Below are 15473 nucleotides of genomic sequence, written 5' to 3' on the forward strand. Positions count from 1 at the left end.
CCGCGCCCCGCGCCCAGGGGCACACGTCCCGCCGGGGGCAGCGCGACCGGCCGGCGGGGTGTGACGGCCGGGCGGAGTGAGGGGAAGCTCTCCGTCCGGCCGGCCCGGAGCCGGAAGGAGACAGGCGAATGTCCGGATCGACGACCGCCCGACGCAGAATCCACACCGACGTCCACGGCGACGCCCGTGCCGATGCCCGTGCCGATGCCCGTGTTGATGCCCGTGTTGATGCCCGTGCCGACGCTCACCCTGGGCCGACCGCCATCCCGGCACCACCCCGTCCCCGTAGCGTCCCGTCCCCGCGGACCGGCCACACCGCGCGCGGCCAGCTCCAGGCCGCCCGCATGTGCCTGGCCGAGGCGGCCGAGGCCACCTCGCCCGCCGTCCGCTACGTGTCGGCCCACCTGGCGGCCCTGCGCGCCGCCGCGGCGGTGCTGGCCACCCGCGAGCCGCTGGAGACCCACCGCCGGGGCCGCCCGCGCAGCGTGTGGGTGCTGCTCCCCGAGGCCGACCCCGCCCTGCGCGAGTGGGCCGCCTTCTTCGCCGCCGGCGCCGACAAGCGCGCTGCCGCCGAGGCCGGTCTGCCCCGCGCCGTCACCCCCCGGGAGGCCGAGGAGCTCATGCACGACGCCGAGATCTTCGTCTCCCTGGTGGAGGACACCCTGGGCGTTCCCAGCCAGCCGACCCTCCCGATGCCCGAGACCCGAGCGGGCTGACACCACGGCACTCCGTGGAGCGCCTCCCGCCTCCCCCGGGCCGTCACCGCACCCTCCCCTGTGCGGTGACGGCGACCCCCACCGCGCCGGTGGGGCCGACAGCCCCCTGATCGGCCCCACCGGCCCGGTCCCACCCACCCGGACTCGGCCAAGACCCACGGACGCCCCTGACACCACCGTGTCCGCACGATCCCGGCGAAGCCACCTTGCCTGAATCGCGGTGCTGTCGGTGCGGGTCGGCGGAGTGTCCGATCTTCGGCGGGGCCGGCCTGTCGAGCGGTGCGCTTGCGTAGGTGGACGGCGTTGCGCAGCCGGTGCCCACGCGAGTTCCACCGGTTCGCGGACACTCCCGGCCATCCCGCCTGAGTCGCCGTGGTGTCGGTGCGGAGGGGCGGCGCTTGAGGACCTGATGAGGCGGTTCCGTTCGCGGGGGCCGCCAAGGAGACGTCGACGTGGGGTGTCGTCGTGCGGTCTCGCCGGGCGGGCTGCCGGGTTCGCCGGTGACGAGGGACGTTGTTGCCGGGGCTTATGGGGATATGGGGGCGCTGGAGGGCTTTGGGATCTTGGTGAGTAACGTGGCCTCGGCATGGGAGCGGGTGGACGGGGTTCGGGCGGGCGGGGCGACCGGCTGGTCGTGCCCTTGCTGGCCTTCTTGGGCGTGATGGCGTACGCGCTGTCGATGGCGGTGGTGACGCCGGCGCTGCCGTTGATCCAGGAGGGGCTGGACACCACGCCCGGGGGAGCGGCGTGGGCGCTGACCGCCATGACGCTGTCGGCGGCGGTGGGGACACCGGTGATCGGGCGGCTGGGGGACCTGTACGGGCCGCGACGGGTGCTGCTGGTGGTGCTGGCGGTGGCCTTGGCGGGCATGGTGGTCGCGGCCCTGGCGACCTCGCTGCCGGTGATGCTGGCGGGGCGGGCGCTGGCCGGGGTGGGCGGCGGGGTGTTCCCGCTGGCCTACACGATCATCCGGGACGTGTACCCGCCGCACCGGACGGCCTCGGCGGTGGGGCTGATGTCGTCGATGCTGGGGCTGGGCGGGGCGCTGTCCTGGGTGATCGCGGGGCCGGTCATCGACTGGTTCGGCTGGCGGTGGCTGCTGTGGGTACCGGTGGCGGGCCTGCTGCCAGGGACGCTGCTGGCCTGGTGGATCGTTCCAAAGTCGGCCGGGCGGCCGGCGGCGCGGATCGACTGGTGGGGGGCGGTGCTGTTCGCCGCCTGGCTGGTCGGCGGGCTCACCGCGCTGACACAGGCGCCGCAGTGGGGCTGGGCCGATCCGGCGGTGCTCGGCCTGCTCGCGGCGGCGGCGGTGCTGGCGGCGGCCTGGCTGGTCGTGGAGTCGCGGGTGGCCGAGCCGCTGGTGGACCTGCGGGTGATGCGCGGGCGGGGGGTGTGGACGGCCAACGTCGCCTCGATGCTGTCCGGCTACGCGCTGATGGCTGGGGGAATCCTGTTCCCCCTGCTGGTGCAGTTGCCCGCCGACACCGGCTTCGGGTTCGGCGGATCGGCCACCGAGGCGGCGCTGCTCCAGCTTCCGGCGAGCGTGGGGATGACGGTGGCCGGATTCACCGCCGGGATGCTCGACGTGCGGATCGGATCGCGCACGGTGCTGCTCGCCGGGTCGGTGCTGACCCTCCTGGGATACGGCTACGTGGCGTTCGCGCACTCGCAGATGTGGCAGCTGTACGTCGGAGGAGTGGCGCGCGGGATCGGTCTCGGCCTGGCGTACGCGGCGGTCGCCAACCTGGTCGTCGCCGCGGTCCCGCCAGGGCAGACCGGGGTGGCCACCGGCGTGAACACGCTGATCCGCACCGTCGGGGCGTCCCTGGGAACGCAGGCCAGCGCCGCCATCGTCGCCGCCTCCGCCCCGGTGGCGGGCGGAACGCCGTCCGAGGGCGGCTTCACCGCGGGTTTCACGGTGGCCGCCGCCGTGATGGCGGCCGCGATCGTGCTCGCCCTGATCGCCCCCAGCCGCCGGCCCGGCCCCGCCGGCCGGCCACCGGACCTGCTCTGAGAACGGCCGGGCGTCCGCCGCCCGCGACGGGCCGTGCTTACCGGCGGCCGGCGGCCTGTACCGCCGGACGCGCTCTGGGCGCGGAGGCCGCCGTGACCGTGCGTCCGGGGCGGGCTGCGATGCGGCGGGCGGGACGTTCCGGACGGTGAAGCCGCCGTCGCCGGGCCGCCCGGCGAGCGGTCGGTGACGGCGGCTTCGTCGCGGTCAGAACGCCTCGACGGCGCGGCGCGCCTCGGGGTCGAGAACGCCCCAGCCGATGAGCTCCTCGGTCAGCTCGGTCGGCGACTTGTCGTAGATCACCGCGAGCGAGCGCAGGTCCTCCTGACGGATCGACAGCACCTTCCCGTTGTAGTCGCCGCGCTGGCTCTGGATCGTCGCGGCGTAACGGGCGAGGGGACCGGCCTTGTCCTTCGGAAGCTGCTGCAGCCGCTCAAGGTCGATCACAAGCTTGGGCGTGGGCCCGAGCGGGCTCGGCGCGGCCCCGCCGGGCAGCAGCTCGGACACCGGCACGCCGTAGAAGTCGGCGAGCTCGGCCAGTTTCTGAACGGTGACGGCGCGGTCGCCGCGCTCGTAGGAGCCCACGACGACGGCCTTCCAGCGGCCGCGGGACTTCTCCTCCACGCCGTGCAGGGACAGTCCCTGCTGGGTACGGATCGCGCGCAGGCGCGCGCCGAGAGCCTTTGCGTATTCAGACGGCATCGTTGCGGCCCCCCAGGCTCACTTTCGTTGTTATGTCGGCCCCGGGGAGCGGCGGTCTCGAGTCGCTCCCACAGGGAGCGGGACCTGGGACCGAACGCCCCGGACCCGTCTCCAGGGATGGTTACGGACAGTGACGGTAAAACGGGGAAGCCCGAAGGTCAAGCTGATTGGAAAAAAGCGGTCGAATCGACGGCCGTAGCCATGCCCTCCGCAGGCCCTCCGCAGGCCCTCCGCAGGCCGCCCCGGCGCGCGGAATCCGGGCGCCCGCGACGGCCGCGGGCGCCCGGCGGCCGGCGACGGTCCGCGTCCGCCCGCGGGCGTCCTCCGGCATGCCAGGTGTGACCCCTCTCACCTGGTAAGACACCGGCCTGCCCGGTGCGGGGCGACACGCCGGGGCTGCTACCGTGAGAGGGACAAGACGTCCTTTAAGACCCGTCCCGTGAGGCGGGAAAGGAGGTTGGCGGTGAATGCTGCCTCCCGGCCGGTACAGCCGGCCGAGGCGCGCGACGCGGAACGTGACGCAGGACACAAGGCCGTTCTTGAGGCCCCCGACATCCGGCGCGCGCTCACCCGCATCGCCCACGAGATCCTCGAACGCACCAAGGGCGGTGCCGACGTCGTCCTGCTCGGCATCCAGACCCGCGGGGTGACGCTCGCCCGCCGGCTGGCCGCCCGGCTGGAGGAGGTCGAGGGCAGGCCCGTGCCCTGGGGCTCGCTCGACGTGACGATGTACCGCGACGACCTGCGCATGCGGCCCGCCCGGGCGCTGGGCAGGACCGACCTGCCGCCGGAGGGTGTCGACGACCGCATCGTGGTGCTGGTCGACGACGTGCTGTTCTCCGGCCGCACCGTCCGCGCCGCGCTCGACGCGTTGAATGACCTGGGCCGGCCCCGTGCTGTGCAGCTGGCGATCCTGGTGGACCGGGGCCACCGCGAGCTGCCCATCCGCGCCGACTACGTGGGCAAGAACCTGCCCACCTCGATGCGCGAGACCGTCCGGGTCCTGCTGGCCGAGAACGACGAGCGGGACGCGGTCCTGCTCGGCCCGGCCGCGCCCGGCGACACCCGGGGCGGCGCGCCGGATGGCGAGGCGTCCCACAGCGACAGGAAGTCCGCACAGTGAAGCGCCATCTCATCTCCGCGGCGGATCTGACCAGGGACGACGCCCTGCTGGTCCTCGACACCGCAGAAGAGCTCGCCCAGGTCGCCGACCGTTCGATCAAGAAGCTGCCGACCCTGCGCGGCCGCACGGTGGTCAACCTGTTCTTCGAGGACTCCACCCGCACCCGCATCTCCTTCGAGGCCGCCGCCAAGCGGCTGTCGGCGGACGTCATCAACTTCTCCGTCAAGGGCTCCAGCGTCTCCAAGGGCGAGAGCCTCAAGGACACCGCGCTGACCCTGGAGGCCATGGGCGCCGACGGCGTCGTCATCCGGCACAGCGCCTCCGGCGCGCCGCACCGCCTGGCCAACTGGGTGCGGGGCAGCGTCATCAACGCCGGTGACGGCACCCACGAGCACCCCACCCAGGCGCTGCTGGACGCGTTCACGATGCGCCGCCGCCTCGGCGACCTGGCGGGCCGCAAGGTCACCATCGTCGGCGACGTGCTGCACAGCCGGGTGGCGCGCTCCAACGTGCTGCTGCTGCACACGCTCGGCGCCGACGTCACCCTGGTCGCCCCACCGACCCTGCTGCCGGTCGCGGTGGACACCTGGCCGTGCTCGGTGTCCTACGACCTGGACGCGGTGCTGCCCAAGAGCGACGTGGTGATGATGCTGCGGGTGCAGCGCGAGCGGATGAACGCCGCCTACTTCCCGACCGTCCGCGAGTACAGCCGCCGCTACGGCCTGGACGCCGACCGGGTCGCGCGGCTGGCCGACCACGCCATCGTCATGCATCCCGGTCCCATGAACCGCGGCGTCGAGATCGCCGCCGAGGTGGCCGACTCGCCCCGTTCCACCATCGTCGAGCAGGTCGCCAACGGCGTCAGCGCCCGGATGGCCGTGCTCTACCTGCTTCTGGGCGGCTCGGAGCCGGCCATCGGCAAGGAGGTCTCGCATTGAGCGGTACGTACGTCATCAAGGGTGCGCGGATCCTCGGCGGCGAGCCCGCCGACCTGCTACTGCGCGACGGCGAGATCGCCGAGACCGGCCGGGGGCTGGCCGCCGCCGGGGCCGAGGTGATCGACGCCGACGGGCTGGTCGCCCTGCCCGGCCTGGTCGACCTGCACACCCACCTGCGCGAGCCCGGACGCGAGGACGCCGAGACCGTCGAGTCCGGCACCCGCGCCGCCGCCAGGGGCGGTTACACCGCCGTGCACGCCATGGCCAACACCCACCCGGTCGCCGACACCGCCGGCGTGGTGGAGCAGGTCTGGCGGCTGGGCCGCGAGGCCGGGTTCTGCGACGTGCACCCGGTGGGGGCCGTCACCCAGGGCATCGCGGGCAGGCAGCTGGCCGAGCTGGGCGCGATGGCCGACTCGGCCGCCCAGGTGCGGGTGTTCTCCGACGACGGGCACTGCGTGTCGGACGCGGTGATCATGCGGCGGGCGCTGGAGTACGTCAAGGCGTTCGACGGCGTCATCGCCCAGCACGCCCAGGAGCCCAGGCTCACCGAGGGCGCCCAGATGAACGAGGGCGAGGTCTCGGCGGCGCTGGGGCTGCCCGGCTGGCCTGCGGTGGCCGAGGAGGCGATCATCGCCCGCGACTGCCTGCTGGCCGCGCACGTCGGCTCCCGGCTGCATGTGTGCCACGTGTCCACGGCCGGCTCGGTGGAGATCATCCGCTGGGCCAAGAGCAAGGGCTGGCGGGTGACCGCCGAGGTCACCCCGCACCATCTGCTGCTGGACGACGCCGTGGTACGGGGCTACGACCCGATCTACAAGGTCAACCCGCCGCTGCGCACCGTCGACGACGTGACCGCGCTGCGGCACGCGCTGGCCGACGGCACCATCGACGCCGTCGCCACCGACCACGCCCCGCACCCGGTCGAGGCCAAGGAGACCGAGTGGGCGGCGGCGGCCATGGGCATGATCGGGCTGGAGACGGCGCTGTCGGTGGTCCAGCAGTCGATGATCGAGACCGGTCTGCTGGACTGGCCCGGTGTCGCCGACCGGATGTCCTACCGCCCGGCGCGTATCGGCCGCCTGAACGGGCAGGGACGGCCACTGGAGGCGGGCGCCCCCGCCAACGTGGTGCTGTACGACCCGGCGCCGCGCACGGTGGTCGATCCCTCGGGCTTCGCCTCCAAGAGCCGCAACAGCCCCTTTGCCGGGCTCGAACTGCCCGGCCGGGTCGTCGCGACGTTCCTGCGCGGCCGGCCCACCGTCCTGGAAGGAAAGCTGCAATGACCCAACCCCCCGCGATGCTGATGCTCGAGGACGGCAGGGTGTTCCACGGGGTCGGGTTCGGCGCGGAGGGCGAGACCTTCGGCGAGATGGTCTTCAACACCGGCATGACCGGCTACCAGGAGACCCTCACCGACCCCTCCTACGCCGGGCAGATCGTGGCGATGACCGCCCCGCACATCGGCAACACCGGCGTCAACGACGAGGACCCCGAGTCCGCGCGCGTCCAGGTCGCCGGCTACGTGGTGCGCGAGCCCGCGCGGGTAGCCTCCAGTTGGCGGTCGCGCCGCTCGCTGGACGCGGAGCTGAGGGCGCAGGGGATCGTCGGGATCGCGATGCCCGGCACCCGGGCCCTCACCCGGCACCTGCGCGACCGGGGCGCCATGCGCGGCGCGATCTCCACCGTGGAGACCGACCCGCAGGCGCTGCTGGAGCGGGTGCGCCAGAGCCCCTCGATGGAGGGCGCCGACCTGGCCCGCAAGGTCACCACCCCGGAGCCGTACATCGTCCCGGCCATCGGCGACAAGCGGTTCACCGTGGCCGCCGTGGACCTGGGCATCAAGTCGATGACCCCGCACCGGATGGCTGAGCGCGGCTGCGAGGTGCACGTGCTGCCGGCCACCTCCACCGCCGCCGAGATCCTGGCGACGAACCCGGACGGGGTGTTCTTCAGCAACGGGCCGGGCGACCCGGCCGCCACCGAGTACGCGGTCACCGCGCTGCGCGGGGTGCTGGACGCCGGCCGCCCGTTCTTCGGGATCTGCCTGGGCAACCAGATCTTCGGGCGGGCGCTGGGCCTGGGCACCTACAAGCTGCGCTTCGGCCACCGGGGTGTCAACCAGCCCGTCCAGGACCGCGCGACCGGCCGGGTGGAGATCTCCGCCCACAACCACGGCTTCGCGGTGGACGCCCCCACCGACGGCCCGTTCGAGACCCCCTACGGCCGCGCCGAGGTCAGCCACGTCAACCTCAACGACGGCTGCGTCGAGGGCCTGCGACTGCTCGACGGCCCGGCCTTCAGCGTCCAGTACCACCCGGAGGCAGCGGCGGGCCCGCACGACTCCACCGCCTTGTTCGACCGGTTCTGCGAGCTGATGGACGGGAAGGTGCGCGGCTGATGCGATCCCGCGTTTCGGCGGTCGGCACCGCACACCGTTCTCCTGACCCCATTGCCCCGTTCGGCCGGTTTTGCGGTCTGATGGACGGAAAGGTGCGGGGTTGATGCGCTTCGATTTCCTCCGCCGGGGGCCACGCGCCCACCGCCCGGCCGACCCGCTCGACCAGTTCTGTGAACCCAGGGAGGGTGCCCGGTAATGCCCCGCCGCCAAGATCTCAAGTCGGTCCTGGTCATCGGCTCCGGGCCGATCGTCATCGGCCAGGCGTGCGAGTTCGACTACTCCGGAACGCAGGCGTGCCGGGTGCTCAAGGCCGAGGGCCTGCGGGTCACCCTGGTCAACAGCAACCCGGCGACGATCATGACCGATCCGGAGTTCGCCGACGCCACCTACGTCGAGCCGATCACCCCCGAGGTCGTCGAGAAGATCATCGCCAAGGAGCGCCCCGACGCGCTGCTGCCCACCCTGGGCGGCCAGACCGCGCTCAACACCGCGATCGCCCTGCACGAGGCCGGGGTGCTGGAGCGCTACGGCGTGGAGCTGATCGGCGCCGACATCGCGGCCATCCAGGCCGGGGAGAACCGCGAGCGGTTCAAGGAGATCGTCGCCACGGTCGCCGACAAGCACGGCCTGAACGCCGAGTCGGCCCGCTCGGTGATCTGCCACACCCTGGACGAGTGCCTGGCCGCCGCCGACGACCTGGGCTACCCGATGGTGGTGCGGCCCTCGTTCACCATGGGCGGGGCCGGCTCCGGGATGGCCTACGACGAGACCGACCTGCGCCGCATCGCCGGGTCCGGGCTGGCCGCCAGCCCCACCAGCGAGGTGCTCCTGGAGGAGTCCATCCTCGGCTGGAAGGAGTACGAGCTGGAGGTCATGCGGGACCGCGCCGACAACGTCGTCATCGTGTGCTCCATCGAGAACGTCGACCCGATGGGCGTGCACACCGGCGACTCGATCACCGTCGCGCCCGCGCTGACCCTCACCGACCGCGAGTACCAGAACATGCGGGACGTGGCGATCGCGGTGATCCGCGAGGTCGGGGTGGACACCGGCGGCTGCAACATCCAGTTCGCGGTGCACCCGCGGACCGGCCGGATGATCGTGATCGAGATGAACCCGCGGGTGTCGCGCTCGTCGGCGCTGGCCTCCAAGGCCACCGGCTTCCCGATCGCCAAGATCGCCGCCAAGCTGGCCATCGGCTACACGCTCGACGAGATCCCCAACGACATCACCGCCGAGACCCCGGCCAGCTTCGAGCCGACCCTGGACTACGTCGTGGTCAAGGTGCCCCGGTTCGCGTTCGAGAAGTTCCCCGGCGCCGACGCCACGCTGACCACCCACATGAAGTCGGTGGGCGAGGCCATGGCGATCGGCCGCTCGTTCCCCGAGGCGCTGCAGAAGGCGCTGCGGTCGCTGGAGCAGAAGGGCGCCTCGTTCTCCTGGGAGGACGAGCCCGGCGAGCCCGGCGAGCTCGGCGATCCCGCCGAACTGCTGCGCCGGGCCGGCCGGCCGCACGACGGGCGGCTGCGCGACGTGCAGCGGGCGCTGTGGGCCGGCGCGGACGTCGAGGAGGCTTACCAGGCCACCGGCATCGACCCCTGGTTCCTGGACCAGATCGCCGCGATCAACGAGGTCGCCGAGCAGATCCGCACCGCCGAGGACGCGCTGACCCGCGACAAGCTGCTGGTCGCCAAGCGGCACGGCTTCTCCGACGCGCAGATCGGCCAACTGCGCGGTCTGTCGGAGGAGGTCGTCCGGGAGCTGCGGCGGGCGTTGGGCGTGCGGCCGGTCTACCACACGGTCGACACCTGCGCCGCCGAGTTCGCCGCCCAGACCCCCTACCTGTACTCCACCTACGACGAGGAGACCGAGGTCCCGCCGGGGGACAGGCCCAAGGTGATCATCCTGGGCAGCGGTCCCAACCGGATCGGGCAGGGCGTGGAGTTCGACTACTCCTGCGTGCACGCCTCGTTCACGCTGGCCGAGGCGGGCTACGAGACCGTCATGGTCAACTGCAACCCCGAGACCGTCTCCACCGACTACGACACCTCCGACCGGCTGTACTTCGAGCCGCTCACCCTGGAGGACGTGCTGGAGGTGGTGCACGCCGAGCAGCGGTCCGGCGAGGTCGCCGGGGTGATCGTCCAGCTCGGCGGGCAGACCCCGCTGGGGCTGGCGCAGCGGCTCAAGGACGCCGGGGTGCCGATCGTGGGCACCTCGCCGGAGAGCATCCACCTGGCCGAGGAGCGCGGCGCGTTCGGCCGCGTGCTGGACCGGGCCGGGCTGCCGGCGCCCAAGCACGGCACCGCCACCTCCTTCGAGGAGGCCCGCGAGATCGCCGCCGAGATCGGCTACCCGGTGCTGGTACGGCCCTCCTACGTGCTCGGCGGGCGCGGCATGGAGATCGTCTACGACGACGCCACGCTGCAGGCGTACCTCGACCAGCACGCCAAGGCGAACCTGCTGGAGCACCCGGTGCTGGTCGACCGGTTCCTCGACGAGGCGATCGAGATCGACGTGGACGCCCTCTACGACGGCCACGACCTGTACCTCGGCGGGGTCATGGAGCACATCGAGGAGGCCGGGATCCACTCCGGCGACTCGGCGTGCGCGCTGCCCCCGATCACGCTGGGCCGCGACGACGTCCGGCGGATCCGCGAGTCCACCGAGGCGCTGGCCCGCGGCATCGGCGTGCGCGGGCTGATGAACGTCCAATACGCCCTGTCGGCGGGCGTGCTGTACGTGCTGGAGGCCAACCCGCGCGCCTCCCGCACCGTCCCGTTCGTGTCCAAGGCCACCGCCGTGCCGCTGGCCAAGGCCGCCGCCCGGGTGATGATGGGCGCCACCATCGCCGAGCTGCGCGCCGAGGGCGTGCTGCCGGCCGAGGGGGACGGCGGCACCCTGCCGCTGGACGCCCCGATCGCGGTCAAGGAGGCGGTGCTGCCCTTCGACCGGTTCCGCAACGCCCAGGGGCAGGGTGTCGACACCGTGCTCGGCCCGGAGATGCGCTCCACCGGCGAGGTGATGGGCATCGACGAGACGTTCGGCACCGCCTACGCCAAGTCGCAGCAGGCCGCCTACGGCTCGCTGCCCACCAAGGGACGGGCGTTCGTTTCGGTGGCCAACCGGGACAAGCGGTCGATGGTCTTCCCCGTCAAGCGGCTGGCCGACCTGGGCTTCGAGATCCTGGCCACCGAGGGCACCGCCGAGGTGCTGCGCCGCAACGGCGTGCATGCCAAGATCGTGCGCAAGCACAGCGAAGGCCCCGGACCGGACGGCGAGCCCACCATCGTCCGGCGCGTCCTCGACGGCGAGGTGGACCTCATCGTCAATACTCCCTTCGGCAGCCCCGGCCAGTCGGGGCCGCGTCTGGACGGCTACGAGATCCGTACCGCCGCCGTGCTGCGCGGCGTCCCGTGCGTGACCACCACGGCCGGGCTCGCCGCCGCGGTGCAGGGCATCGAGGCCATCGTCCGTGGCGACGTGGGCGTCCGCTCCCTCCAGGAGCACGCCGAGCGTCTGCGGGCCGCGCGCGGGTGACAGCACGCCGATAGGAGGGAGCGGGTGTGACCGACACTGCCGGCCCGGGCTCCGGCCGGGCCGTCGGCCTGCGGACGTCGGCGATCGTCCTGACGGTCCGCCAGGTGCAGGACTACCACGCGATGACGCTGGTCGCGCCCGCGGTCGCCGAACGGTTCCGGCCGGGCCAGTTCGTCGCACTGGCGGTCGGTGGTGAGCACACCGGCCGGCTGGTGCGCCGCTGCCTGGCGGTGTACGAGGTCAAGCCCGACTACGGCGGCACCGTCGAGGTGGTGTTCGACCACCGGGGCTCGCGCGATCCGGGCACCGGCTGGCTGGCCGGCCGCCGGGCCCGCGACATGGTCGACGTCGTCGGGCCGCTCGGCCGCCCGTTCCGGCTGCCCCGCGACCCGGTCAACTGCCTGCTGGTGGGCGGCGGGCCGGGCGCGGCGGCGCTGTTCGCGCTGGCCGACACGCTGCGCCGGCGCGAGTGCCGGGTGCACTTCCTGCTGGGCGGCCGGTCGGCCCCGGCGGTGTTCGGGGCCCGCTCGGCGCGGCGCATCGGCGACTCGGCCACCGTCGTCACCGAGGACGGTTCGCTCGGCGACACCGGGACGGTGCGGGACGTGCTGCCCCGGGTGATCGAGGAGTCGGCCGCCGACGTGGTCTACGCCTGCGGGCCGACCGGGCTGCTGCGCTCGGTCAGCGCGGTGGCCACCGAGTACGGGCTGCCGTCCCAGGTCTCGGTGGAGGAGTTCCTGCAGCAGACCGGGGCCTGCGGGGTCGGGCTGTGCATGACCTGCGTGCTGCCGATCATCGGCGACGACGGGGTCACCCGGATGGCGCGGGCCTGCACCGACGGCCTGGTGATGCGCGGTGATCGGGTCCGCTGGGGCGACTTGGGCACCATCCCGCTCGACGCGCTGGGCGCCCCCCGGGCCCTGGGAGGCGGGCTGTGACCGACCTCACGACGCGGCTGGGGACACTGGAGCTGGCCAACCCCGTGCTGACCGCGGCGGGCTGCGGCGGCACCGGGCGCGAGCTGGCCCGCTTCTTCGACTTGGCCAGGCTGGGGGCGTTCACCACCACCTCGGTCATGCTGCGGCCCCGCGCGGGCCGGCCGACCCCCCGGGTGGCCGAGACGCCCAGCGGTGTACTGACCGCGATGGGCCTGCCCGGCCCCGGTGTGGACTCCTTCCTGGAGACCGACCTGCCCTGGCTGGCCGAGCAGCAGGTGCCGGTGATCGTGTCGGTGGCCGGCCACAGCCTGGAGGAGTACGCCGAGGTGGCGCGGCGGGCGCAGGAGTCGCCCGCGGTCGCCGCCGTGGAGGTCAACCTGGCCGCGCCCAACGTGGAGGACCGGGGCCGGATGTTCGGCCGGCTGCCGGGCCCGGCCGCTGACGTGGTGCGCGCGGTGCGCGCGGTCACCCGCCGCGACGCGCCCGTCCTGGCCAAGCTGGCCCCGGACGTCAGCGACCTGGTCACCATCGCGTTGGCCTGCGTGGACGCCGGGGCCGACGGGCTGAGCCTGATCAACACCATGGCCGGGCTGGCGATCGACCCGCACACCCTGCGGCCGACGCTGGCCGGGGTGTCGGGCGGGCTGTCCGGCCCGGCGATCCGGCCGGTGGCGCTGCGCTGTGTGTACGAGGTGCACGCCGCGCTGCCCGGTACCCCGATCGTCGGGATCGGCGGGGTGGCCACCGGCCTGGACGCCCTGGAGTTCGTCCTGGCCGGCGCCAGCGCGGTGGCTGTCGGCACCACCCTGTTCCACGACCCCACGGCCGGCCCGCGGATCGCGCGCGAGCTGGAGGAGGCGCTGAGCGCCCGGCGGATCGGCCGCCTGGCCGACGCGGTGGGGCTCGCCCACAGGTTGCCGCCCCAAGGCCATGTCGGCCACGTCCCCCCGCAGATCAGCCCCCCGCCGGGTGCCGACGAGCGCCGGACCGAGGAGTCCAAGGAGAAGCTGCCGTGACGTCCGCTCCCATCGCCGTCGCCCTCGACGCGCCCGACCTGGAGACCGCCGCCCGCTGGGCGAGCCTGGTAATACCGCATGTCAGCACTGTCAAGGTCGGACTTGAGCTGTATCTGAGATATGGGCCGGATGTGGTCGCCAGCGTGCGTGGCGCCAGCGGCGTCCAGGTCTTCCTGGACCTGAAGCTGCACGACATCCCGGCCACCGTCGCCGGTGCCGCGCGGGCGGTCTCCCGGCTGCGGCCCGACTACCTGACCGTGCACGCCGCCGGCGGCACCGCCATGATCCGCGCCGCCGTGGAGGCCGCCCCGCAGACCCGGATCGCGGCGGTGACCGTGCTGACCTCGCTCGGCGAGGACGATCTCGACCGGGTGGGCCTGGCCGGACCGGCCTCAGACGCCGTACGGCGCCTCGCGGCCCTGGCGGTGGGGGCCGGTGCCCAGGCGCTGGTCTGCTCCCCGCAGGAGGCCGCTGCGGTCCGTGCGGAGGTGGGGTCGGAGATCACCCTCATCACCCCGGGGGTGCGGCCGGCCGGCAGCGCCGCCCAGGACCAGGCCCGCGTCGCCACCCCCGAGCAGGCGTTGGCGGCCGGTGCCGACCTGTTGGTGATCGGCCGTCCCATCACCGGGGCGTCGGACCCGGGCGCGGCGGCCGCCGGGATCGCCGCGGCGCTGCGCCGCCGGCCGGTCTCCTGAGGCCGGCGGCGGGTCCTTTGAGCCCCCGCGCGGACGGGTCCAGGGCGCCGGAAGGGCCCGCCGGGGCGGGTGCCGAAAGGATACGGGTGAAGCCGTTTTCGAGATCAAGATCACGCTCGGCGGGGCCCGCGGAGCCGCTTTCGGCGGGCACCAGGAAACTCCTGGCCGACAGGGGAATCCGGCGTTCACCCCGCCAGATTGTGTACACTGCGTATTCAGGACACTTCAAGGAGTGATTTTCGTGATTTTGTGGCGGGCAGAACAGCACTTCACGTTGCTTTATGGGGTGTGAACTCGCTAGTTTCCACACCCGTCCGACTCCGTCGAGTGGAAACACGAGGTGACCCGGCGTGGCTCTTCCGCCCCTAACCCCCGAACAGCGCGCCGCAGCATTGGAGAAGGCCGCCAAGGCCCGCAAGGAACGGGCCGAGGTCAAGAACCGGCTCAAGCACGGGGGTACCTCGCTCGCCGAGGTCCTCAAGGACGGCCAGACCGATGACGTCATCGGAAAGATGAAGGTGTCGGCCCTCCTGGAGTCCCTCCCCGGCGTGGGCAAGGTCCGTGCCAAGCAGATCATGGAGCGCCTGGGCATCGCCGAGTCCCGCCGTGTGCGGGGCCTGGGTGCCAACCAGCGGGCCTCCCTGGAGCGTGAGTTCGGCGGCGGTGCGAACCGCTGACGACGATCGCTCGGGCGGGCGCGACGGGATGACCGTCGCGGCCGCTTCCGGTGTACCCGCGTCGGCGGGCGGCCGGAACGGCTCCACCCCGCCCCGTCCGGGCGCCGCACAGGCCCCGGGCGGCGATGTGCCGCCTGATCTCCACAGGCGCCGCCTGACGGTCCTGTCCGGGCCGTCGGGCGTCGGGAAGAGCACGGTAGTCGCCGAGATCCGGCAGGCCCACCCCGAGGTGTGGCTGTCGGTCTCGGTGACCACCCGGCCCCCCCGGCCGGGTGAACAGCACGGTGTGCAGTACTTCTTCGTCGACGACGCCGGTTTCGACCGGCTCGTCGAGGAGGGGGAATTGCTCGAGTGGGCGGAGTTCGCGGGGAACCGGTACGGGACCCCGCGGGCTCCGGTCGTCGAAAGGCTCGCCGCCGGCGTCCCCGTCCTGCTGGAAATCGACCTGCAGGGGGCGCGGCAGGTGCGCCGGGCGATGCCCGAGGCCCGGCTGGTGTTCCTGGCGCCTCCCTCCTGGGAGGAGCTGGTGCGCCGGCTGGTGGGCCGCGGCACCGAGCCGCCCGAGGTGATCGAACGCCGTCTGGCGGCCGCCCGGGTGGAGCTGGCCGCCGAGAAGGAGTTCGACGTCACACTGGTCAACACGGCCGTCCGGGACGTGTGCCGGGAGCTGCTAGCCTTGATGGCTGACCATCCGTCGGATTAGTGGAAGGCCCAAG

General features: G+C 73.2%; 13 protein-coding genes. 12 read left to right on the top strand and 1 reads right to left on the bottom strand.

The window, feature by feature from the left end:
• Positions 1 to 344 precede the first annotated feature (344 nt).
• Both C4U03_RS41595 and C4U03_RS00735 read left to right on the top strand, forming a co-directional pair.
• Entirely contained in the window at positions 345 to 716 is a 372-nt protein-coding gene (locus C4U03_RS41595) for an SAV_6107 family HEPN domain-containing protein (RefSeq protein ID WP_235017541.1), read from the top strand.
• Positions 717 to 1302: 586 nt separating this feature from the next.
• Positions 1303 to 2730 carry an MFS transporter gene (locus tag C4U03_RS00735; RefSeq protein ID WP_103935630.1) on the top strand — a complete coding sequence of 476 codons (1428 nt, stop codon included), beginning with the start codon at positions 1303 to 1305 and terminating at the stop codon, positions 2728 to 2730.
• Positions 2731 to 2934: 204 nt separating this feature from the next.
• On the opposite strand, the gene bldD is transcribed toward C4U03_RS00735, so the two are convergent.
• Positions 2935 to 3429 carry a transcriptional regulator BldD gene (gene bldD / locus C4U03_RS00740; protein WP_103935631.1) on the bottom strand — a complete coding sequence of 165 codons (495 nt, stop codon included), beginning with the start codon at positions 3427 to 3429 and terminating at the stop codon, positions 2935 to 2937.
• A gap of 463 nt (positions 3430 to 3892) precedes the next feature.
• Between bldD and pyrR the strand changes: the two genes are divergently transcribed.
• The 10 genes from pyrR (at position 3893) to gmk (ending at position 15460) form a co-directional block, all read left to right on the top strand.
• Positions 3893 to 4552, top strand: coding sequence for a bifunctional pyr operon transcriptional regulator/uracil phosphoribosyltransferase PyrR (pyrR, locus tag C4U03_RS00750; protein WP_103935633.1), 660 nt, complete (start codon positions 3893 to 3895; stop codon positions 4550 to 4552).
• Positions 4549 to 5490, top strand: a complete 942-nt coding sequence (locus C4U03_RS00755) for an aspartate carbamoyltransferase catalytic subunit (protein ID WP_103935634.1) — start codon at positions 4549 to 4551, stop codon at positions 5488 to 5490. Before pyrR ends, C4U03_RS00755 begins: the two co-directional genes overlap by 4 nt.
• Positions 5487 to 6776 (top strand): dihydroorotase, encoded by a 1290-nt coding sequence (locus C4U03_RS00760; RefSeq protein ID WP_103935635.1) that lies wholly within the window; start codon positions 5487 to 5489, stop codon positions 6774 to 6776. Before C4U03_RS00755 ends, C4U03_RS00760 begins: the two co-directional genes overlap by 4 nt.
• Positions 6773 to 7891 (top strand): glutamine-hydrolyzing carbamoyl-phosphate synthase small subunit, encoded by a 1119-nt coding sequence (carA, locus tag C4U03_RS00765; protein WP_103935636.1) that lies wholly within the window; start codon positions 6773 to 6775, stop codon positions 7889 to 7891. Before C4U03_RS00760 ends, carA begins: the two co-directional genes overlap by 4 nt.
• Positions 7892 to 8086: 195 nt before the next feature.
• A complete protein-coding gene (gene carB / locus C4U03_RS00770; protein WP_103935637.1) occupies positions 8087 to 11431 on the top strand; it encodes a carbamoyl-phosphate synthase large subunit in 3345 nt (1114 codons plus the stop codon).
• Between the two features lie 122 nt (positions 11432 to 11553).
• Positions 11554 to 12369: a dihydroorotate dehydrogenase electron transfer subunit gene (locus C4U03_RS00775; RefSeq protein WP_103936250.1), complete on the top strand. Its 816-nt coding sequence runs from the start codon at positions 11554 to 11556 to the stop codon at positions 12367 to 12369.
• Positions 12366 to 13385, top strand: coding sequence for a dihydroorotate dehydrogenase (locus C4U03_RS00780; RefSeq protein ID WP_103935638.1), 1020 nt, complete (start codon positions 12366 to 12368; stop codon positions 13383 to 13385). The genes C4U03_RS00775 and C4U03_RS00780 overlap by 4 nt, the downstream gene beginning before the upstream one ends.
• Positions 13382 to 14080: an orotidine-5'-phosphate decarboxylase gene (pyrF, locus tag C4U03_RS00785; RefSeq protein WP_103935639.1), complete on the top strand. Its 699-nt coding sequence runs from the start codon at positions 13382 to 13384 to the stop codon at positions 14078 to 14080. Before C4U03_RS00780 ends, pyrF begins: the two co-directional genes overlap by 4 nt.
• Before the next feature lie 350 nt (positions 14081 to 14430).
• The gene (mihF, locus tag C4U03_RS00790) at positions 14431 to 14757 is read left to right on the top strand and encodes an integration host factor, actinobacterial type (protein WP_103935640.1); all 327 of its coding nucleotides are present in this window, start codon (positions 14431 to 14433) and stop codon (positions 14755 to 14757) included.
• A gap of 28 nt (positions 14758 to 14785) precedes the next feature.
• Positions 14786 to 15460, top strand: a complete 675-nt coding sequence (gene gmk / locus C4U03_RS00795) for a guanylate kinase (RefSeq protein WP_103935641.1) — start codon at positions 14786 to 14788, stop codon at positions 15458 to 15460.
• The last annotated feature ends 13 nt before the right edge of the window (positions 15461 to 15473 follow it).

This window comes from Thermomonospora echinospora (genome assembly GCF_900108175.1).
GTDB lineage: Bacteria > Actinomycetota > Actinomycetes > Streptosporangiales > Streptosporangiaceae > Thermomonospora > Thermomonospora echinospora.